This window comes from Paenarthrobacter sp. NPDC057981 (assembly GCF_042886835.1).
Taxonomy (GTDB): domain Bacteria; phylum Actinomycetota; class Actinomycetes; order Actinomycetales; family Micrococcaceae; genus Arthrobacter.
In genome coordinates, this window is record NZ_JBHVQI010000005.1 from 73,027 (window position 1) to 93,420 (window position 20,394).

16 protein-coding genes are annotated in these 20,394 nt (G+C 62.5%); 4 read left to right on the forward strand and 12 right to left on the reverse strand.

The genetic code is table 11. From position 1 onward, the window contains the following. The first annotated feature begins 79 nt into the window (after nucleotides 1–79). The 3 genes from ACFVSI_RS07610 to ACFVSI_RS07620 are packed head-to-tail and all read left to right on the forward strand — an operon-like array spanning nucleotide 80 to nucleotide 2,314. Nucleotides 80–979 (forward strand): WXG100 family type VII secretion target, encoded by a 900-nt coding sequence (locus ACFVSI_RS07610; protein ID WP_387821546.1) that lies wholly within the window; start codon nucleotides 80–82, stop codon nucleotides 977–979. Nucleotides 980–1,028: 49 nt separating this feature from the next. Then, a complete protein-coding gene (locus ACFVSI_RS07615) occupies nucleotides 1,029–1,658 on the forward strand; it encodes a hypothetical protein (RefSeq protein ID WP_387821549.1) in 630 nt (209 codons plus the stop codon). Nucleotides 1,659–1,663: 5 nt separating this feature from the next. Further along, nucleotides 1,664–2,314 (forward strand): hypothetical protein, encoded by a 651-nt coding sequence (locus ACFVSI_RS07620; RefSeq protein WP_387821552.1) that lies wholly within the window; start codon nucleotides 1,664–1,666, stop codon nucleotides 2,312–2,314. On the opposite strand, the gene ACFVSI_RS07625 is transcribed toward ACFVSI_RS07620, so the two are convergent. From ACFVSI_RS07625 to ACFVSI_RS07665, 9 genes are all read right to left on the reverse strand, one after another. Next, complete coding sequence (locus ACFVSI_RS07625) at nucleotides 2,311–4,209, reverse strand: ABC transporter ATP-binding protein (protein ID WP_387821555.1); 1,899 nt, start codon at nucleotides 4,207–4,209, stop codon at nucleotides 2,311–2,313. The two genes, ACFVSI_RS07620 and ACFVSI_RS07625, sit on opposite strands and share 4 nt — an antisense overlap. An 89-nt stretch (nucleotides 4,210–4,298) precedes the next feature. Continuing rightward, a complete protein-coding gene (guaB, locus tag ACFVSI_RS07630; RefSeq protein WP_144659498.1) occupies nucleotides 4,299–5,810 on the reverse strand; it encodes an IMP dehydrogenase in 1,512 nt (503 codons plus the stop codon). A gap of 202 nt (nucleotides 5,811–6,012) precedes the next feature. Continuing rightward, nucleotides 6,013–8,082 carry an acyltransferase family protein gene (locus ACFVSI_RS07635; RefSeq protein WP_387821740.1) on the reverse strand — a complete coding sequence of 690 codons (2,070 nt, stop codon included), beginning with the start codon at nucleotides 8,080–8,082 and terminating at the stop codon, nucleotides 6,013–6,015. Beyond that, nucleotides 8,082–10,193 (reverse strand): acyltransferase family protein, encoded by a 2,112-nt coding sequence (locus ACFVSI_RS07640; RefSeq protein WP_387821559.1) that lies wholly within the window; start codon nucleotides 10,191–10,193, stop codon nucleotides 8,082–8,084. Before ACFVSI_RS07640 ends, ACFVSI_RS07635 begins: the two co-directional genes overlap by 1 nt. A gap of 171 nt (nucleotides 10,194–10,364) precedes the next feature. After that, nucleotides 10,365–11,489: a flavin-containing monooxygenase gene (locus ACFVSI_RS07645; protein WP_387821562.1), complete on the reverse strand. Its 1,125-nt coding sequence runs from the start codon at nucleotides 11,487–11,489 to the stop codon at nucleotides 10,365–10,367. 177 nt (nucleotides 11,490–11,666) lie between these two features. Continuing rightward, nucleotides 11,667–13,301, reverse strand: coding sequence for a LuxR C-terminal-related transcriptional regulator (locus ACFVSI_RS07650; RefSeq protein ID WP_387821565.1), 1,635 nt, complete (start codon nucleotides 13,299–13,301; stop codon nucleotides 11,667–11,669). A gap of 167 nt (nucleotides 13,302–13,468) precedes the next feature. Further along, nucleotides 13,469–15,082 carry a chaperonin GroEL gene (gene groL, locus ACFVSI_RS07655; RefSeq protein WP_387821568.1) on the reverse strand — a complete coding sequence of 538 codons (1,614 nt, stop codon included), beginning with the start codon at nucleotides 15,080–15,082 and terminating at the stop codon, nucleotides 13,469–13,471. A gap of 84 nt (nucleotides 15,083–15,166) precedes the next feature. After that, nucleotides 15,167–15,463: a co-chaperone GroES gene (gene groES, locus ACFVSI_RS07660; protein WP_018776625.1), complete on the reverse strand. Its 297-nt coding sequence runs from the start codon at nucleotides 15,461–15,463 to the stop codon at nucleotides 15,167–15,169. Between the two features lie 192 nt (nucleotides 15,464–15,655). After that, entirely contained in the window at nucleotides 15,656–16,018 is a 363-nt protein-coding gene (locus ACFVSI_RS07665; RefSeq protein ID WP_387821572.1) for a hypothetical protein, read from the reverse strand. Between the two features lie 67 nt (nucleotides 16,019–16,085). Here ACFVSI_RS07665 and ACFVSI_RS07670 point away from each other — a divergent pair, with 67 nt between their 5' ends. Then, nucleotides 16,086–17,315 (forward strand): SAM-dependent methyltransferase, encoded by a 1,230-nt coding sequence (locus ACFVSI_RS07670; protein ID WP_387821575.1) that lies wholly within the window; start codon nucleotides 16,086–16,088, stop codon nucleotides 17,313–17,315. Between the two features lie 24 nt (nucleotides 17,316–17,339). Here the strand turns inward: ACFVSI_RS07670 and ACFVSI_RS07675 are convergent, their stop codons facing one another. The 3 genes from ACFVSI_RS07675 to ACFVSI_RS07685 form a co-directional block, all read right to left on the reverse strand. Further along, on the reverse strand, nucleotides 17,340–17,825 hold the full coding sequence (locus ACFVSI_RS07675) for a hypothetical protein (protein ID WP_387821578.1): 486 nt from the start codon (nucleotides 17,823–17,825) through the stop codon (nucleotides 17,340–17,342). Between the two features lie 82 nt (nucleotides 17,826–17,907). Further along, nucleotides 17,908–18,441, reverse strand: a complete 534-nt coding sequence (locus ACFVSI_RS07680) for a hypothetical protein (protein WP_387821580.1) — start codon at nucleotides 18,439–18,441, stop codon at nucleotides 17,908–17,910. Next, nucleotides 18,441–20,387 (reverse strand): alpha/beta hydrolase, encoded by a 1,947-nt coding sequence (locus ACFVSI_RS07685; RefSeq protein ID WP_387821582.1) that lies wholly within the window; start codon nucleotides 20,385–20,387, stop codon nucleotides 18,441–18,443. Before ACFVSI_RS07685 ends, ACFVSI_RS07680 begins: the two co-directional genes overlap by 1 nt. Between the last annotated feature and the right edge of the window lie 7 nt (nucleotides 20,388–20,394).

A 20,394-nucleotide genomic window follows, 5' to 3' on the forward strand; every position in this document is an offset into this window, starting at 1 on the left:
GGCAGTGGTGCCCATGGCAGAATCGTGGACCAAACGGATAGCCTGCGGAAAACACACGTACACCATGCAAGGGGGACCCATGGCGCCCGGACTCTACGGAGCCGACATTGAACAGCTCCGGTCGTTATCCAAACAAATGGGACAGGCCGGAAGCCGGCTCCAGAACCAGGAACTCCAGATCAACGGCCTGATTTCCTCCGTTGCGTGGAAGGGAACCGACGGAGAGCGTTTCCGCCGCGAATGGAGCAGCACCCTGCGGCCCCTGTTGCACAAGGCCTCCCGCTCCCTGGAGGACGTTTCCAAGACACTGCGCACCCAGGCTGACGAACAGCAGCAGGCCAGCACCCAAGGTGGGTCCTCCGGTGGAGGTTCTGCAGGGGCCAATAGCCCGCAGACTCCCGGCGGCACCGTCAGCGACGACACTCCGACCACTGGTTGGGAGGGACTGTTAGGCGTCACCGGTAGCCAGGGATGGTGGGCAGGCAACGCCCTCGTAACTGCCAACGGTTTGGCTGCGGACTCGATCCTGGCCCAGATGGCCAAAGGCGGGTTGGTCACGGAACTGACCAAGTGGCCCTGGCTCAGCGCACAGTACGGCCAGGCCGCCGGCGCCGGGTATGTCAAGGGCACCCAACTTCTGAACGGCACTTCGATGCTCGGGCGGCTCTCGGGGGCCTTGGGCTTCGTCACCGGCGGAATTCAGGTCTACCAAGGAATCCAGACGGGACATCCCGGTATGGCGGTGGACGGCGGGATTTCCGCAGCGCTGGCCGTGGGCAGTTTCGTTCCGGTGATTGGCCCTGCCTGCGCCATCGCCGGCATTGCTTGGGGCGGCCTGGGCCTGCTGGCGACCAACATGGGCTACGACTCCGCGTCCTCCATGATCGCTGACGGCGCAAAACACGTCTGGGAAGGAGCGCAGGACACCGCCGGAGCAATAGCCGACGGCGCCAAGAAGGTCTGGGGATGGCTCACCTGACCGCGCCGCTTCATAGACTGGACAGAGAACCGCACAAAAGAAGGCAGAAATGACCACCCAGACCGAAGAAAACCAGGCACTGCTCATCACCGAACATGAGCTCATTGCACTCATCGCGCTGGCTGGCACCGACGGCGCCCTGAGGTGCCGGACCCTGTTCCGCCTCGACCACGCAGCCGGGTCGCCGCTGGAACAGGCCGGTGTTGCGACGCTGTTGGAACGCGGGTTGATGAAGATAGAAAACGACGCCCTCCTTCCGGTTGGGCCGGCCGCCACGGTGACAGCAGTCCTTGCCGATGCCACAGCATGGTTGGAAACAGCGCTTGTCACCCCGTCCTCGGAGCACGTTTCCTTCATGTTCGGCGCAGAACAAGGCGCCCTGTTGCTCAATCTAAGCAAGTACGGCGTTCACGAGCTGCACCCCATCACGGGCGCTGAAGGCATGGTCACCACTGCAGTGCAGATGGCCGACTACTACCTGAACCAGGCGCCGGACGGCTTCCCGGCGGCCGCAACCACCCGCCGACACTTCGACGACGGAACCTCCCGCGCAGTGCACGTCAAAGCTGAGGCCGATGGATCACTGTCGATCGCCGCAGGCGAAGGCGAAAACCTCGACTCGACGGCCCTTACACGTGGTGAAATCGACGCCCGCGTCCGCGCAGGCCTGGAGCGATAACCCGGGTGAGTTACCAGTCAGGCCCTGCACCGCTTTACCACTCAGACCGCTCCCTGGACTATTGGCTTTCCCCCGAGCTTGCCGCCATCACACCGGCAAATGCACGCTCCCGCCTGCGTGAGCTCGCCGGCGCCCGGGGTGCGTATATGGGCGCGTGGGCCGCGGGAACCGGCGTCGGCGCCGTCCTTGTCCTTTTGGGCGTAGTCCTGTCAGTCCGGCTCGGCACGCTCGTAACGCTTCCTGCCCTCGGCCTTCCGGGCGCCGCGATCGGCGCACTGTGCGGAATGTTTTTCGTGCGGGTTCGGAACCGGTTGCCGCGGACAAGCCGGGCCCTGGTCAATCGTGGGCCTGGGAGCCTGCGGGGGGCGCTCTCCTTCGTTGCGTTCGTCCTGCTCGTCTTCATGGGGCTGTTCGCCTTCACGGCCAAACCCTCAACGTGGCAGGATCCTGACGCACTGCTGACTCTGGCCTTAATTCTCGCCTTTATGGTCTCCCTCCTTGTGGTTGGGATCATCGTCCCGGCCACCATCATGGGCCGCGCACGGGAATCCCTCCGCCACAAGGCTGTGAGTGATCCACAGTTCCGCGGACTTCTGGAACAAGACCTCGCCACCTGGCGTGATCCCTACGGACAAGCCGGATACGGCCCGCTCTAAGCCTCGGGAGCCGCCCGGCTTGCCTCGTCTACTGAAAGCTGCGATTCGAACATCCGGAAATACCGGCCCCGGAGCGCGACCAGTTCCTTGTGAGTCCCTTGCTCCGCGATGCGCCCGTCTTCGAGCATGTAGACGATGTCCGCCTTCTCGATAGTGGCGAGGCGGTGGCTGATGGCGATGATGGTGCTGCTGCGGTCCGCGAAAAGCCTGGTGAAGATCCGGTGTTCAGCCAAGGCGTCGATCGCCGAGGTGGGCTCGTCCATCACCATGAACGAGGCGTCCCGGTAGAAGTTGCGGGCCATGGCCAGCCGCTGCCACTGCCCGCCGGACAGCCCGCTCCCCTTGCGCCCGCGTGGATCCTCCATCCAGTTGCTGACGTGGTTCTCCAGACCATTGGGCAGCTTGTTGATGAATTCCATGGCCTCTGCATCGGAGGCAGCCTTTCGGATGCGGGGATCGTCCCTCGGCAGGTCGACGTCGCCGAGATAGATGTTCTCTGCTGCGGTGGCGAACTCATACTTGAGGAACTCCTGGCTGAGGACCGCCAAGTGCCGGTGCCAGCTGGTCACGTCGATGCCAGCCAGATCCTTGCCGTCCAATAGGACCTGGCCTGAATCAGGCCGGTACAGCCCGGCCAGTATCCGGATCAAAGTGGACTTTCCGGCACCGTTCTCCCCCACGATCGCGATGTGTTGGCCGGCCCTGATGGTCATGGATATACCTTTGATGACCTCGATGTCGCTGCCGGTGTAGCTGAAGCGGATGTCCCTCAGTTCGACGGTGGTGGGCGACGCGGCCAAGGGCTCCTCCTTGCCGCTGGGTACGGGCAAGGCCATGAACAGTTCGTAATCCTTGAGGTTGGCCAGGTCCTCGTCGATGGAACTGAGCGAGGACACCAGGTTGTTGGCCGTGGAGAGGGCCCGGCTCACAATCTGTTGCACATACAGGAATTGGCCCACAGGCTGCGCTCTGGCAATGATCTGACCCACCACCCACACCAAGGAGACCACTTCGGCACCGTACTGCAGCGAGTCGGCGGCCAGCTGTTTGGGAATGTACCTCTTTTGAAAATCCAGTCGCCTGCGTTCATCGGCATCACGCAACCTGGACCGCAACTCCATGAGGTAGCCAACGATGCCGTAAAGCCGCATCTCGGCGATATGTTGTGGCCGGAGCAGGTTCTGCTCGATCATCCTGCGTTGGCGCCGCGAGTCCACCTGGGTGTTCCAGTGGGCTATCTGCTCCCTGGACAACTTGAACTGCAGGTACACGCTGGGCACGATCGCCACCAGGACTATCACCGCGATCCACCAGCTCACCAGCAACAGTGCGCCTACGGCCAGGATCACCGAGACGAGCTGGGTGAAAATCGCCGCGATCCGGTCCAGGACCCGCGCATAGGAATCGGAGAAGCGCTTGGCGCGGTCGTAGAGATCCACCGTCTCTTTGTCGTCATAACGCCAGAAGTCCAATGCGAGGAACCGCTGGTACATCAGGTCACCCACGATGGCGCCCACTCTGAAGCTCATCAACTGCTGGATGTAGCGGTCCACGCTGCTGAAGGATCCCCAGAACAGGCCCAAGGCGGCGGTGATGACGACGTACAGTACTGCCCGCGGACCGGCGTCGGGGTCTCCTGCGTATCCGGCCGCCAGGGCCGTGGTGGTCAACGATGCGAAGTACGTGGTGACCAGCGGCAACGTGGCGGAAATGACCGAGCCCAGGACCTTCATGATCACCGCTGCCGGTGAGGCCTTGAAACTCACCTTCAGGACCTGCCCGACGGCGCGTGCGTACGGCCGCAAGGCCAGCTTGCGGGGCGGCGTTTTGCCGGGTTGGACCGGGTTCAGCGGGACCGACTCCGGGTGCCGCGGTTGTGCGGGCTTCTCTGACATGTGCCCAGCCTATTCCTGTGGGCGGACATCGAGTGGCGGATGGTTAAACAACTGATCCCCGCGGAGAATCCGCGGGGATCAGTAAGTGCTTAGCGGGAGTTGTAGTTCGGCGCTTCGACGGTCATCTGGATGTCGTGCGGGTGCGATTCCTTCAGACCCGCAGGAGTGATGCGGACGAACTTTCCGCGTGCCTTGAGTTCGGCGATGGTGGGTGCGCCCGTGTAGAACATGGTCTGGCGGAGGCCGCCAACCAGCTGGTACGCAACCGATGCCAGCGGGCCACGGAAGGCGACACGGCCCTCGATGCCTTCCGGGATGAGCTTGTCATCACCGGAGACGTCAGCTTGGAAGTACCGGTCCTTTGAGTAGGAGGTGTTCTTGCCACGGGACTGCATGGCGCCCAGGGAACCCATTCCGCGGTAGCTCTTGAACTGCTTGCCGTTGACGAAGATGAGCTCTCCGGGAGACTCCTCACAGCCTGCAAGGAGGGAGCCAAGCATGACGGTGTCGGCTCCGGCAACCAGTGCCTTGCCGATGTCGCCCGAGTACTGCAGGCCGCCGTCGGCGATTAGCGGAACGCCGGCAGGGATGGCGGCCTTGGCGGATTCATAGATGGCGGTGATCTGCGGGACCCCGACGCCGGCAACAACGCGGGTGGTGCAGATGGACCCGGGACCAACGCCAACCTTGATGCCGTCGGCACCGGCATCGATCAGCGCCTGGGCGCCTTCGCGGGTGGCAGCCTGGCCACCGATGACATCCACGTGGGCCGCGACGGGATCGGACTTAAGCCGGCGGATCATGTCCAGAACGCCCTGGGAGTGGCCGTTTGCGGTGTCCACGAACAGCGCGTCCACGCCGGCGTCAATGAGCTTCATGGCGCGTTCCCAGCCGTCACCGAAGAAGCCGATTGCAGCGCCCACCCGGAGGCGGCCTTCGTCGTCCTTGGTGGCAAGCGGGTACTGCTCTGCCTTTGTGAAGTCCTTGGTGGTAATAAGGCCCTTCAGACGGCCTTGCTCGTCCACCAGCGGGAGCTTCTCGATCTTGTTGGTGGCCAGCTTGTGCGAAGCTTCTTCCCGGCTGATGCCTACGTGCCCGGTGATGAGCGGCATCTTGGTCATGGTGTCGCTGACGCGGCGGGTCGGGAACTCGGACTCGGGGATGAAGCGGGTGTCGCGGTTGGTGACGATGCCAAGGAGGCGTCCCTCGGGATCCACGACCGGAAGGCCGGAAACGCGGTAACGGGAGCACAGTTCGTCGAGTTCCTGGAGCGTGGCTTCAGGGTTGATGGTCAGCGGGTTGGTGATCATGCCGGACTCACTGCGCTTGACGCGGTCAACGTGCTCGGCCTGGTCGTCGATGGCGAGGTTGCGGTGAACCACGCCCAGGCCACCCTGCCGCGCCATGGCGATGGCCATACGGGATTCGGTGACGGTGTCCATGGCAGCCGAAAGCAATGGCGTCTGCACGCTGATGCGCTTGGAAATCCGGGAGGAGGTGTCCGCTTCAGACGGAATAACATCCGTGTGTCCGGGGAGCAACAGAACGTCGTCGTAGGTCAGGCCAATAAGGCCGAAGGGATTGTGTTCGGGCTGGGTCATGAGTGCGCCTCTTACCTTTGTTCCGGGGCTTAACTGGTAGGGGTTGCAACTAATGACCAGCCCGTCATTACGGGACTGGCCTGTGCAGAAGTGTTGAATAAATAGTAGAACCTCGGCGCCGATCGCCATATTCCGTAACGCCGGAGTGTGAGCAACAGCACTGGCGGAAGGCCGCCGTCGTCCGATTCTTGGTGACGCAGACCTAGCTGGCCGTCCAGCCGGTGGCTGCCAGAAGGCGTTGCTCGAACATCGGGATCATGCTTTGCACATACGTCTTGGTGAGGTGGTTGTCGTCCTTATAGACGTAGACGTTGCCCACGACTGCCGGACACGTTCCTTGCTCACAGATGAAGTCGCTCATATCCATCAGATACAGGCGATCGACCTTGCCCACATAGTCATCCAACGGCGACGACTCAGCCAAGGACTCCTGCAAGGGTGCGTTGCAATCGGGTGAGTCCGGTCCCTTCTTCTGCACGCATTCGGGCATGTTGATGCTGAAGCGCGGATTGTCGCGGATTCCCACGACGTCGATCCCCGCATCAGTGAACGGCTTGATGCCGTCCAGGTAACCGGGCACCTCCGTTTCGAACGGGGCATCCGCGTGAGTCAGCGAAGCAACCGTGAAGACGGCGTCAGGCTTGTGCTCCATCACGTAGTTGGCGCTGGCCTTGTTGAATTCATTGCATTCATCCGTGCGTTCCGGGGATTCGGCCCCGAAACGGCAGCTGCCTTTGAGCAGCGTCACCACCTCCCAGCCGTGCTGCTTGGCGATGGGGCCCAGGGCCGCCATGTACTGCTGGGCATGCGAATCGCCCAGCACCACGATTTCCTTGGTGACGTTCTCAGGTTCGTCGTTCTGCAGGCAACCCTGGAGCAAGGGATCGCTGGGCACGTTGTCCCCCGTGCACAGCCCGTCAATGTCGGCCCATTCGTCCTTCATGGCCCCCGGAGCCGGAATGATCATGGCTTCCTGCTCCGGTTGCCCCGCGAACTCGGGCGACAACGCTGCGGCACCGGGCGTCAGTTCCTTGGGCTGGCCCGCGATAGCGGCGTCTTCGGCCGCTATGACACCCTGCCAGACGGTAACGGGCATCGCCAGCAGCGCACCACAGGCGGCAATGACGACGGCGGCACGCCAGGACCGCACGGCCGGCCATACCCAGCGGCGCATGGGTTCCTCCACGAACCTCGTGGTGCCGACCGCGAGCAGCATGGACACAGCCATGATGCCCAGTCCCTGGAACAGCCCCGGAGCTGTGGTGCCGGTGACCAGGAGGAAAAACACCAGCACCGGCCAGTGCCACAGGTAAAGGGCGTAGGAGTTGTTGCCCACCAGGACCAAAGGCCGCGAGGCCAGGAAACGGTCCGCACCGAATCGGCTGTTGCTTTGCCCAGCGACGATCACCGCTGCCGCGGCCAGCGTAGGCCAGAGCGCGATGAATCCTGGAAAGGAGCGGTCCACTGTCAACACCAGGCCGCAAGCGAGCATCGCCGTGATACCGGCCCAGCCAAGGAACACCCGGAGCCTGCGTCCCGGTTTCAGGTACGGCAGCGCCAGTGCCAGCAGGGACCCCAGCGCAAACTCCCACAGCCGGGCGCGGGTATCGAAATACGCATACTCCTGGTTGTTGGCCGTCTGGTCGATGGAAAACACCAAGGATGCAAGGAACACAGCGCCAAACACGACGAAGAGCAGGTTCCGGTGGGTCAACGCCTTCCCCGGGAAGAACGTGGCCAACCTCGGTTGCAGCAGGGCAACCGCGGCGAAGATCAGGGGCCACAGGATGAACACCTGGCCCTGGACGGACAACGACCAGAAATGTTGGAGCGGGCTGGCCCCGGAATGGTTTTGCGCGTAGTAGTCAACGGCGTTGTCCGCGAGCTGCCAATTCTGACGATAGAACAGGGACGCCCAGGCTTCGGCGAGGACATCCGGCCACCGGCTCTGCGGTATGAAGGCCCAGGTAGCGGCCAGGACACCCAACAGGACAACGACGACGGCGGGCAACAGCCGCTTGAAAACGTGGAGCCAGTGCCGCAACAGCTTCAACGGCGAACCGGCTTCAAGTTTCCTTGTGAACGACAACGTCAACAGGAAGGCCGAGATGAGCAGGAAGACATCCACGCCGCCTGACACCTTGCCAAGCCAGATATGGTAGGCCGCCACCATGAGCACCGCCAGGGCACGCAGGCCCTGGACTTCCGGACGGAAGCCGCGTTCCGGCGTCGTTCCTTGATCCACGCTTTGCGAGGCCGTGCTGGTGCTCATCATTGTTGCCACCCCGTAGCGGCAAACCACCTCTCATCAAGCATGTCCGTCATGCTCTTCACGTAGGTCTTGGTCAGGTGGTTGTCGTCCAGGTAGACGAAAGTATTGCCGATGATCGGGGGACAGTAGATCCCAATGCAGATCACATCAGTCATGTCGATCAGGTAAAGGTCCTGGAACTTGCCCGTCACTTCTTCGAACGGGCTGGGCTCGGCCAGGACGTCGGCCTTGAGCGGCCGGCAGTCCGGGCTGTCCACGCCTTTGTTCAGGGTGCAGTCGGTCAGGCTGTAGGTGAACCGGGGGTTGTCCCGGATGGCGATGACCTGGGTTCCGCGCGCGGTGATCTCGGAGACAAGTTCCTCGAACCCGCGGGTCAGTTTCTCGTCAGGCTCTGACGGTTCAGCCTTGGTGCCCACCGTGAAGACGGCATCGGGGGCGTGCTCGGCTATATGTTGCCGCACTTCCTGGTTGAACTCGTTGCATACGGGCTCGACATCAGGATCATCAGTAGCGAAAGGACAGGCACCGTAAAGCAAGGCATACAACTTCCAGTGGTGCTCTTCGGCCATCTGCCCCAGTGCCGCAAGCCACTGCTGGGAATGCGAGTTCCCCACCACGAGAACGGTCTTGGTGGCGTCGGAGCCGACGTCGTTTTGCTGGCAGTTGTCCTGGAGAAGCCGCGACTCCGGCTTGGTATCGCCCGAGCAGCCGTCCGGAAGCTTGGCCCAGTCGCGCCCGATCCGTTCCGCAGAAGGCTGCGTGAGGGCGTTCGGGGCAATCTGGTTCACGTAGGTAGGCAGGAGGGATTTGGCGCCCGGGTTGTCAAAGACCATCCGCGCCTGCGCGGCTTGTTCGTCCAGGTCCAGTTTGTACTGGAAGCCAAGCAGAGGCGCGGAGGCCACTGCCACGCACGCTGCAATGGCGACAACCGCACGCCGACGCTTCATTTCCGGCCATTTCCACTGGCGGAAGGGCTTCTCGATGTACTTCGTAGTGAGGAAGGCCAACACCAGCGACAGGGAGATGATCGCCGTACCGGAAAGCCAACCGGCATGATCCTTGCCGCTCCATGCGAGGGCTATGACCAGGATGGGCCAGTGCCACAGGTAAAGGGCGTAGGAGTTGTCTCCCAGGCGGACCAGGAACTTGGAACTCAGAATCCGGTCAACGCCGAAGCGGCTGCCCGTCTGGCCTGCCGCGATCACCGCGACGGCCGCAAGGGTGGGCCACAACGCCACGAACCCCGGGAAAGCTGTTTGGACCTGCAGGACGATGCCGCAGGTAAGCATGGCGATGACGCCGATCCAGCCCATCAGCACCCGGACGGGCTTGGAAAAGTTCAAACCAGGCAGGACCAGGGCAAGCAAGGTGCCCAAGGCGAATTCCCACAGACGGGCGAAGGTATCGAAGTAGGCCACTGCCTGGTTGGTGGCCGTGAAGATGATGGAGTAGACGAACGAGATCAGGAAGATGATTCCGAAGACGTACACCAGCGTGGCGCGGTACCTCAGGGCAAAGCGCCGGCAGAGAAGCGCGACGACGGCAAAGATGACCGGCCAGATAATGAAGACCTGGCCTTGGATGGACAGCGACCAGAAGTGCTGGACAGGGCTGGCCAGGCTGTGGTCCGTCGCGTAGTAGTCCACCGCGAGCTTCTGCAGCAGCCAGTTCTCGTAGTAGAACAACGACGCCCACGCCTGCTGCACGATCTCCGCCCATCGGGTGGCAGGCAGGAGAACAAAGGTGGCCGCCAAGGTTCCCAGGAGGACAACCACGACGGCGGGCAACAGCCTCCTGAACAGGTGCAGCCAGTGCCGCAGGAGGTCCATGGGACGGCCCTGTTTGTAACGCCCCGTGAACTGCAAAGTCATCAGGAACGCCGAGATCAGGAGAAAGACATCCACGCCGCCGGAAACCCTGCCGATCCAGATGTGGTAACTCACCACCATGAGGACGGCGAGGGACCTGAGTCCTTGGATTTCAGGGCGGAACTTGGACTTTCCAACGGGACGCGAAGCCCGCCTACTACGGTGGGCGGCGGTGGTCGGCGTTGGGGTAGTCACGTGAGGCAGTTCCTTAAAGCAAGTGGCACAGCGGGTGGCACAAAGCATCCATAATACGCGGTTTTGTCCCGCAGCTCATGTCAATCTGGTTCCCTGCGGGGGCTTCCGCAGGTCAATTAGTCCACCTTCCGCTATGGATTTACCGTGCCGAACCTGTGCACGGCCTGTGGCTGGCGGAGCCAATACGGGCGTGACAAGGCAAAACGATGCTAAGTATTCTTAGTCAATGTTACTGGCCGGAATGTGACGCATCCCACGGAAAGTGCCAGCGAAACGACCGCTTCCAGCGCCCATTACCTCGGCCAGATACTGGGCATCCCTGCCCACGCCGGGAAGCGTCGCTGAAGCGGCCGCGAATTGGAACTCGCGTCCCAGGAAATAAAGCCCCGGCATGGCGTCCACTACTCCTCTTTGGTGCCCCGCGTCGGCGGCTACCGGCAAACCCATACCGTACGCGTCCTCATGGTAGCCGGTGCACCACACCACATTGGTGACAGGCGTGGTGGTCCCGTCTTCAAGGACAGGCAAGCCTCCTGCTACTCCGGACACCCTCGAAAGCAGCTCCACGCCTGCAGCCCGCAGTTCCTTGGTCCGCGTCCGGATCAGGGGTGCAGCAGTGGCCCTGAACCGTGGAGCAACCTTTCGGCCAACTGGTGTCCTGAGCGTCAGCACGTGCAGGCCGAGGAACCGGATCACGGGAAGGACGAAGCGCGCAGCGGCGCGTCCGTGCCGGACTGGGAGTTCACCCCCGGGCTTGCCGGACACTGAGGTAGCGTGCGTCCGGCTGACTTCCAGTGCGATTTCCGCTCCGGAGTTGCCAAGCCCCACCACCAGCACCGGACCCGGTTGGAGCTGGCCGGGATTGCGATAATCGTTGGAGTGGAGTTGGACAATTGAGGGATCAAGGCCGGCAGCAAAACCCGGGCGCTTGGGGCTCCTGTAACCGCCTGTAGCTACCACGACGTTTCTTGCCTGCCATGAACGGTCCCCCGCACTGACACTGAAGCCATCCCCGACCTTCTTCACCTCGTCCACCCGCGTCCCCAAGACGACAGGCAATCCCATGCTTTCCGCATAGCCTTCGAGGTAGTCCGCCATGTCATCCTTGCTTGGAAATGCCAACCGGTCACCGGGGAAAGGTTTTCCTGGGAGGCCATCGTATTTCGCCGGGGTGAAAAGCCGCAGTGAATCCCACCGGTCCCGCCACGACTGCCCCGTGCGGACATTTTCGTCCAGAATGACGAACTCGTGGCCTCGCTGGGCAAGGTAGAACCCCATCACGAGACCTGCTTGACCCCCGCCGATAACAACCGTGTCCAACTCAGTGCTCTGTTGATACTCCATGGCTGATGACCTCCTCCGCTATTCAGCCTGTTCTGATAGAGCCAAAGTACGGCTCCGGGCCTTCCCGCCGCGTCGGACGAATTACCCATCTTTGTCACGGCATGGCCTGGGCATTCATACCCATGGCACCGCGGTGAGAGAGGGATCGCCGGGAACAGGCGGGGATGCGAGAGAGCGTCAGCGGATGAGGTGGTTTTCGAAGGCGTAGGAAGCGGCCGCAGTCCGGGAGCCGACGCCGAGTTTGGCAAAGATGTTGCCTGCATGCCGGGCTACTGTCTTTTCGCTGAGATACAGCTGCCGGGCAATGGATTTGTTTGATTCTCCGGCAGCAATCAGGCGCAGAACTTCCAGCTCGCGAGGCGTCAACGTCGTCTTGCCCTCTCCCCCACGGTTCCGAAGAGCCTGGACCTGGGCAATCGAGGGTGCTGCCCCAAGATCAGCGAACTCCTCCAGTGCCGCTTCGAATTCCATCGCAGCCGAGTCGGGATCGCCCAGTGCAGCGCAGGCCCTGGCGGCGATGACACGGGCACAAGCGGCCTTGAAGGGAGCTTCGAGGCCATACCACTGCCGCCACGCCTGCCGCGCTGCCCGCAATGCCGCGCCGGCATCACCTTCGGCAAGAAGCACCGCGGCTTCTGCCTGGCGCGCACCGGCGTTCTCCAGCGGCTGGCTGCCGGAATGAAGGCCCGCCAGCAAATCATCGACGGCGGCCCGTGCAGCACTGGTATCACCGGCAGCCAATTCGATGTCCACCAGCGCCGGAAGAAGCCTTCGCCTGTTGCCCGGATCGGCCTCTTCTACAGCCCGCCTGATGCGGGCCTGTGCTTCGCTGATCCGGCCGTTCAGCAGGCGAAGCAAGGCCATCCCCGGCTCCGGCTCAAATCCGGTCTCTGCTGCTGTCCTGAACGCCCGCTCGGCCTCCACGGCGTGGCCCTTCAGCCGGAAGACTTCGCCTTCCTGGTACCACGCGCCGAACGTCGCATCCGGGTCACCCTTCCTGATGCGCCCCTCGGCAGCCCGGGCAACTTCCAAGGCCTGGTCCCAGGCGCCATGAAGGATCAGCAACTCTGCCCGGTACGCCTGGCACTGTGCCCCGAACATGACCATGTCAGGGCGTTCCCCGCACCAGCGTTCCAAGGCAGCGGTCCATTCCCGCGCCCGCGCCACGTCCTGGGCAAGGCGGCAACTGCCCAGAACAGCGCAGAAGATGATTCCGGTAGGGATGGGAGAAACCTCGCCCGCCATGACCGAGACCATCAGCTCGTCAAGGGTCCGCAGACCTTCGTCCGGATGCCCCAAGGCCAGCCGCGACGTTCCAACTCCCAGGCGGCCCATCGCCTGCAAGTCCCTTTCTCTGAAAGACTCCCCCAGTTCAAGCGCCCGGCGGAACATCACATATCCTGCCTCAGCGTCGCCACCGCGCAGGGTGCCCAGGGCAACAGGAATGAGCAGGAACCCGGCCCCGGCAGTTGCCTCCTCCAGACTTCCCGCCAGCCGCTTGGCTTTGCCGAGCCAACCGCTCGCCCGGGCATGTTCACCTGTATCCAGCAAGAACATGATCAGCCACGCCGCGCAGCGCAGCGCACTATCCACATCTCCCACGGTCAGGTACTCGTCGTGTGCGCGGGTGAGGTATCCAATGCCCGCCTCGTCGTGTCCCAGAAGCATGGCAACGGAAGCCAGTAACTCGATGTCCTGTGGCGGTAAACCACCATTGTTGTCAGCACGAACCAGGCACTCGAAGGCCTCACTCCAACGGTGCTCCGTGAAGGCCGATCGCCCCAGGTCCAAAGCTGTTCCAGGTATTGTCATGACCCACCTTGTGGCGGGCAGCGGCCCCGATGGTCCGCCCAAGCCGCCGTCTAAGCGTCAGGTTACCGCCGCCGTCGTACGCCAGCAATAGCGCGCCCGGCACCGGCAACAGGCAGCAAAAAGCCCCGGCCACTCAGTAGTGGCCGGGGCTTTCCGGAACAGGCAGCCTAGTGCTGGTGGCCTGCGTGTGCGTCTTCTTCCTCAGCCGGCTTCTCGGCAACCAGGGTCTCGGTGGTGAGAACCAGGGCAGCGATGGAAGCGGCGTTGCGCAGTGCCGAACGGGTGACCTTGACGGGGTCGATCACGCCGGCGCCGATCAGGTCCTCGTACTCACCGGACTTGGCGTTGAAGCCGTGGTTGGCTTCGAGTTCGGAGACCTTGGCAGCAACGACGAAGCCGTCGAAACCGGCGTTCTGGGCGATCCAGCGCAGCGGCTGGACCAGGGCGCGGCGGACGATGCCGACAGCAGCGGCAGCGTCGCCTTCGAGGCCCTTGACGGCCGGGGACTCATCCAGTGCCTTGAGTGCGTGGATGAGAGCCGAGCCGCCACCGGAAACGATGCCTTCTTCGAGGGCAGCACGCGTGGAGGACACAGCGTCCTCGATGCGGTGCTTCTTTTCCTTCAGCTCAACTTCGGTGGCTGCGCCAACCTTGATGACACCGATGCCGCCAGCCAGCTTGGCCAGGCGTTCCTGCAGCTTCTCGCGGTCCCAGTCGGAGTCGGTGCGGGTGAGCTCTGCACGCAGCTGTGCAACGCGGTCTGCGACGTCCTGCTCGGTTCCGGCACCGTCCACAATGGTGGTGTTGTCCTTGGTAACCGTGATGCGGCGTGCCGTACCCAGTACCTCGAGGCCAACGGTGTCCAGGCTGAGGCCCAGGTCCGGGGATACAACCTGTGCACCCGTCAGGGTAGCGATGTCCTGGAGCATGGCCTTGCGGCGGTCGCCGAAGCCCGGAGCCTTGACGGCAACAACGTTGAGCGTGCCGCGGATGCGGTTGACGATCAGCGTGGACAGGGCTTCGCCTTCGATGTCCTCGGCAATGATGAAGAGGGGCTTGTTGGCCTGCAGGGCCTTCTCCAACAGGGGCAGGAAGTCCTGCAGCGAGGAGATCTTGCCCTGGTTGATCAGGATGAGGGCGTCCTCGAGGACAGCTTCCTGGCGCTCTGCGTCGGTGACGAAGTACGGGGACAGGTAGCCCTTGTCGAACTGCATGCCTTCGGTGAGGACCAGCTCGGTCTGCGTGGTGGAGGACTCTTCGATGGTGATGACGCCATCCTTGCCCACCTTGCCGAAGGCCTCGGCCAGCAGCTCGCCAACTTCATCGCTCTGCGCGGAGATGGCTGCAACGTTGGCTACCTGGGTGCCTTCGACTTCGCGGGCGTTATCGAGCAGACGTGCAGCGACAGCCTCAACGGCAACTTCGATGCCGCGCTTGATCTCACCCGGTGCGGCGCCGGCTGCAACGTTGCGCAGGCCTTCCTTGACCAGGGCCTGTGCAAGCACGGTGGCGGTGGTGGTGCCGTCACCGGCAACATCGTTGGTCTTGGTGGCGACTTCCTTGGCCAGCTGTGCGCCAAGGTTCTCGTAGGGGTCGTCAAGCTCGACTTCACGGGCGATGGTGACGCCATCGTTGGTGATCGTGGGGGCGCCCCACTTCTTGTCCAGGACGACGTTGCGGCCGCGCGGGCCCAGCGTCACCTTGACAGTGTTGGCGAGCTTGTCGATACCGGCCTCAAGCGACCGGCGGGCAGCATCGTTAAAAGCAAGCTGCTTTGCCATGGTTGTGTCCTTTCGAGACAGAAAACCCGCACCGCTGACGCTCGGAATGATTCCAACGCGACGGCGGTGCGGGGCTCCAGGAAGTTACTTTACGACGATCGCGAGGACGTCGCGGGCGGACAGAACGAGGTACTCGCTGCCACCGGTCTTGACTTCGGTTCCACCGTACTTGGAGTAGATGACGACGTCGCCGACAGCTACGTCCACCGGTACGCGGTTGCCGTTGTCATCGAAGCGGCCGGGGCCGATTGCAACAACTTCGCCTTCCTGCGGCTTCTCCTGTGCGGAGTCCGGAATAACCAGGCCGGAAGCCGTGGTCTGCTCTGCTTCGAGCGGGCGAACAACAATACGATCCTCAAGAGGCTTAATCGAGACCGACACTCGGACTCTCCTTTTCATGAGCTGATTCATGGACTAAGAACTAGGGTGCCGTGGCGTTCAACCGTCGTCGCGGTGCCGGTGGACGCCTGGCGGGATTAGCACCCTCACAGGGAGAGTGCTAACTAGACTCTATGTAAGGCGTTAGCACTCGGTCAAGGTGAGTGCCAGCATTTCGTCATGGGTGAACCGGGGTCACTGGTCCCGGAGGTCGTCCAGATCGTAGTCTTCGCCGTCGTCGTCCTCATCAAGGGAGCCGCTGCCGCGGTTCAAGTACAGGACCACCGCGGAGGCCACTGCCACGACGCCGGAGATCACCAGCGCGATCACCCCACCCAAACGCGCGCCGCTGTAAAGATCGCGGATGTCCCGCGCCTCATCCGTGGCATCGCTGACGCTCTTGCCGGTCACGGAATAGGCTGCGGCGTTGAAGGAGTCCAGCGCGAAAATAACGATCAGCAGGCCGATACAGACTACCGCAATGACAGCGCCCGCGATCAGGGCAGGACGGGCGTACTTGATGAGGCGGGAGGGCGGCAGGGCTGCGTTGTCTTCCATAAAAACAACCCTATCCGGCTGATTCCACAGTCACACCGCCATGACGCGCGAGGTTAGGCTTGTACGCATGCCTCACGCACCGCAGGAACAGATCGCGCCCTTGCTGACTACTGAAGGATGGGAACTTCTTGCCTCGCTGGGGCCCTACCGGGAGGCCGATGCGTTCAGCACCAACGCCGAGCTCCGGAAGGCCGGCCACTCCCCCGAACTTGTTGCCGCCGTCCTGACGCAATCGCGCCTGCGGACCCGCGCCGAGGCCAAGTTCGGCGAATTCGCCCGCCAGATGCTCTTTACGCAGGCGGGTTTGGAGCAGGCCACGAGATTGAATGTCGCCGCCCGCCACGCTGAACGATTCTCCCAGGCCGGCATCAGCCACGTCGCCGACCTCGGCTGCGGCCTGGGTGCCGACTCCATGGCGATGGCCTCCATGGACATCGCGGTCACTGCCGTGGAAATGGATGAAACCACCGCGGCCTGCGCCATGATCAACCTCATGCCTTTTCCGCATGCGAGCGTTGTGCACACAGACGCGGAGTCGGTGGATCTTGAAGGGATCGACGGCGTATGGCTGGATCCCGCCCGACGCACCACCTCCACCTCGGGAACCAAGAGGATCTGGGACCCGGAGGCCTTCTCCCCGCCCTTGTCGTTTGTTGAGAGCCTTGCGGCCACAGGGCGTGCGGTAGGCGTCAAGATGGGCCCGGGCATCCCCCACGACTCCGTTCCATCGGGCTGCGAGGTCCAGTGGGTCTCCGTCGGCGGCGACGTCACCGAGGCCACGCTGTGGTTCAACGGCGTTGCCAGGCCGGGCGTTCGCCGCGCGGCTTTGGTCCTTGGCAGCCAGGGCGCCGCGGAAATCACCAGCGGTGAGGATTTCGACGGCGGTCCGGTAGCCGCCGTCGGGCCTGTTGAAGGCTTCCTTTACGAACCGGATGGTGCGGTCATCCGCGCGGGGCTGGTGGCCGACGTCGCCGAGCGGCTGGGCGGGCATCTGGTGGACGAGCACATCGCCTACATCTGCGCCTCCGAACTCCACGACACCCCCTTTGCGCGCGCCTACAAGGTGCTGGAGGTGATGCCGTTCAACGTCAAGGCCCTGAAGGCCTGGGTCAAGGGCAACGGCATCACGGTCCTGGACATCAAGAAGCGCGGCACTGCGGTGACCCCCGAAGAGCTCCGCAAGCAACTGCTGCCCGGCAAGCCTGCCAAGGGCAAGGATGCAAAAACGGCCACCCTGGTCCTCACCAGGATCGGCGAGGAGCGGGTGGCTGTTGTGGTGGAGCCGGTGACCGCGTAGCACTGCATCTTCGGGCGGCGACGATCAGGCGGTCTTTTTCCTGGCGGCGGGGTCGAGAGTGCACTCGCTATGCACGTTAATGAATGAGGTCCCCTTCGACGGCGTAAAGATCAGGACCATCCCCCGTGGAGTCGAGGCGCCGATCTCGATGCCGGTAGTGTTCCCGCCCATGTTGTCGAAAGTGTTCCCGATCTTGTACCCCTTGGACTCCCAATGGGCCTTCATTGCGTCCACGGAAGCCTGCGGATTCTGAACGGGACCGCCTTCGATCTGCCGTTGATACAACCGACCGTCGGCTCGCTCGTGAATGCCGCAGGGCTCCGTTACATACTCAGCCGTATCCTGCCGGTCCCACTCGGGCCACGACGTGCCCGATTGCTGCACCGTGTCCTCCATGGCATCCATGAAGTCCGTGAAAACTTCCTGCGCGCTCCGTTCGCCCGGCCCCGGCTCGCCGCTCTGACCACCACCCGTTTGGTTTGCAGCGCACCCCGAAGCGACTAAAACCATGACGCCTAATAGTGAGAGAACTCTTACCCCGTGTCAGAGTCGCGTAGAAAACGTAGCCGATTCGCTTGTAACACCCGCCATTTCAGGTGGTTTTTTTCCTGGCATTCGGGTCCAATGTGCAAGCACTGACAACCTTAATGAAACTGACGTGCGGGGTGGGCGAGAACTGTAAGCGAACGCCTGTTGACGTACGCGCATTCAGTTGAATTCCCGTGGCAGGGTTCCCATCGTCAAATACATTGCCAATCGTGTACCCCTTCTCTTCCCAATGCGCTTTCATCAGGTCCACAGCAACCTGCGGGTCGAGTGCAGGGCCACCTTCGATCTGGGTTTGGTAAGCCCGACCGTCATCCCGTGTTCTTACTGAACACGGGCCAGCAAAGAAACCTGCTGTGTGGCTTCGGTTCCAGATGGGCCAGTCCATGCCCGAATACTGCACCGTGTCATCAACGGCATCCATGAACTCTGTGAACACCTCCTGGGCGCTCCGCTCACCGGGTCCGGGTTCCCGGCCTTCGTTGCCACCTGTTGGGTCCGCATTACATCCTGACACCATTAGGGCCACCACCATCGTCGATACAAGAAACACGTTTCGGTTCGATTTTGTCGTGATCATCAGCCCAGCTCCCCTGTGAGTTCTTCTGGTGTTAGGTCTCTTTCAATCAACGACCCGTTGGGAAAGTCCATCCCCCCGTACCCCGTTCGCGTTTGGTGTTGAAGTGGCAAAAGCTGCCTGATCTGGTCGCCGCGCCCGATGGAGATCATCCCGATATTCCGCAATGATTCTGTGCCGGGGTCAAGATAGCCGTGATCGCCGGTAGCTGCAAAGATTGAATCTCCGCTGCCTTGAACTGCCCACCCCTTGGCATCGTGGCCGGTGGTTCGGTTATAGAAGTCGCTGGTGTCAGGATCGTATCCGCCTTCAGATGAAAAGGGCTTGCCTTCGAACCACTCACCAGTTGGATCGAGACGCCCCTCTCGGCCCCGAAGCCCGCTGCCCAAGATCCCCAAGGGAGCAACGCGGTCTTCACTCGCTGCAGTCAGATAGAGCTCGGGCCTGCCGTATTCATCCGTTGCCACATGGAGATCCGCTGCGGAGCCGATTTCGCGCCATTCAATCCCGGCTGAGCCAAAGAACGTAACCGTAGTCACCTCATGCATGATGGTTTTCAGGGCATAAGAGGCCGTGGTTGTCCCATATGAGTGGGCCACGACGTTGAGGCGCGGTTCGACGCCGTCGCCCGCTTGAACGGCACGCGTCTCGCTAAAGCCGTCCAGCGCAGCTGCGAGTTTTTCACCACCCGCTTTGGCGAGCGCAGTCGACAATACTTCGCCACTCGGCGGTGCCTCAGGAGTGTCGTAGCCGACCCATGAAACCACTGCTACGGTCGCTCCGAAGTCCTGGCTCTTCTGAAGCGAAAAGATCTGCGCGTCGTACAGATCTTGCGCCGACATAGTCCAGGATTGCAGCCCGTCCGCCACCGTGGTTCTCATGCCCGGGACGTTCCAGGTCACATTCGACGCTGTGTCCAAGTCCCCTATCGCGATAACCACGAGAGGCTTGCCATTTTCCTCCGGTGTGAAGGAAACAATACTTCTGGGCGGCGACTGGAGACCGTCTGCTGATTCGAGTGCAGCGTAAATAACCCGCAGCGCCACCTTGTCCGCTTCGCTGGTACGGGTGTCGTTATAGACCGCATCAAGGTTGACCCGGTTCGCTTTTGCCCGGACGGCGTAGGGTATCCCGTTGAGGTTCCCGATGATCCCAGGAGCGGCCACTATCAAAGCGGCCTGCTGCTCCGAGGACAAACCAGCCCACCATTCCTTGACCTGGGAAACGGCCGGCGGCGAGGCCAGCCCGGAGCGAAGGTAGTCGGACTCGGCAAGCCCGTAATCCAGCAACTGCCCGGGCGTCAGCGACGTCAGCAACAGAAGCGTCTCAAGTCCTCCCCCGCCCTTGGCTTCCAGGCCCTGCAATTGGAACCGGGTCCATTCGGTTTTGAACTCCGTCAGTGCGCCGCCGTCGTAATACACCGGCACGGACGGGTCGACGGAATACACCCGTTTGATCTGTCGGGCACAGGCCTCCTGAGCGTGCTCATGCTCCGTGGCCAGCGACCCCACACGGTGCTCGAGGTCGGCGGCCTGCGAAGCCATAGCCACTCCACTAACCGTGAAGGAGACATCGCCCGTGGTTTCCATGAAGGCAGCACGGGTCTCGTATTCGTCCCGCTCGCCATGAAAGCGTGCGATGTCATCCAGCAGCAAACCACGACGCCGGTTCAGCTCCCGAAGAGCGTCGGCGTACGCCATCAACGCTCGGTAGACCACGACCAGACCTGCCCGGATTTCCTCACTCTTCCGCGTAACCGGCTGGAACAACGACAACAATTGAGGAGCCTCAGGGGCGCGGTAGGCGTCGGCCATTGCTGACCACTCCGAAGCTGCCGATTGCACGGCATTGACGATTCCCTGCGCATTCTCCGTCAACGGGGTTGCGGAGAATTCCAACGCCACGGGGTCCGGCCACCCATCCAACGCCGATGCATCGACCTGGTACATGACGGCC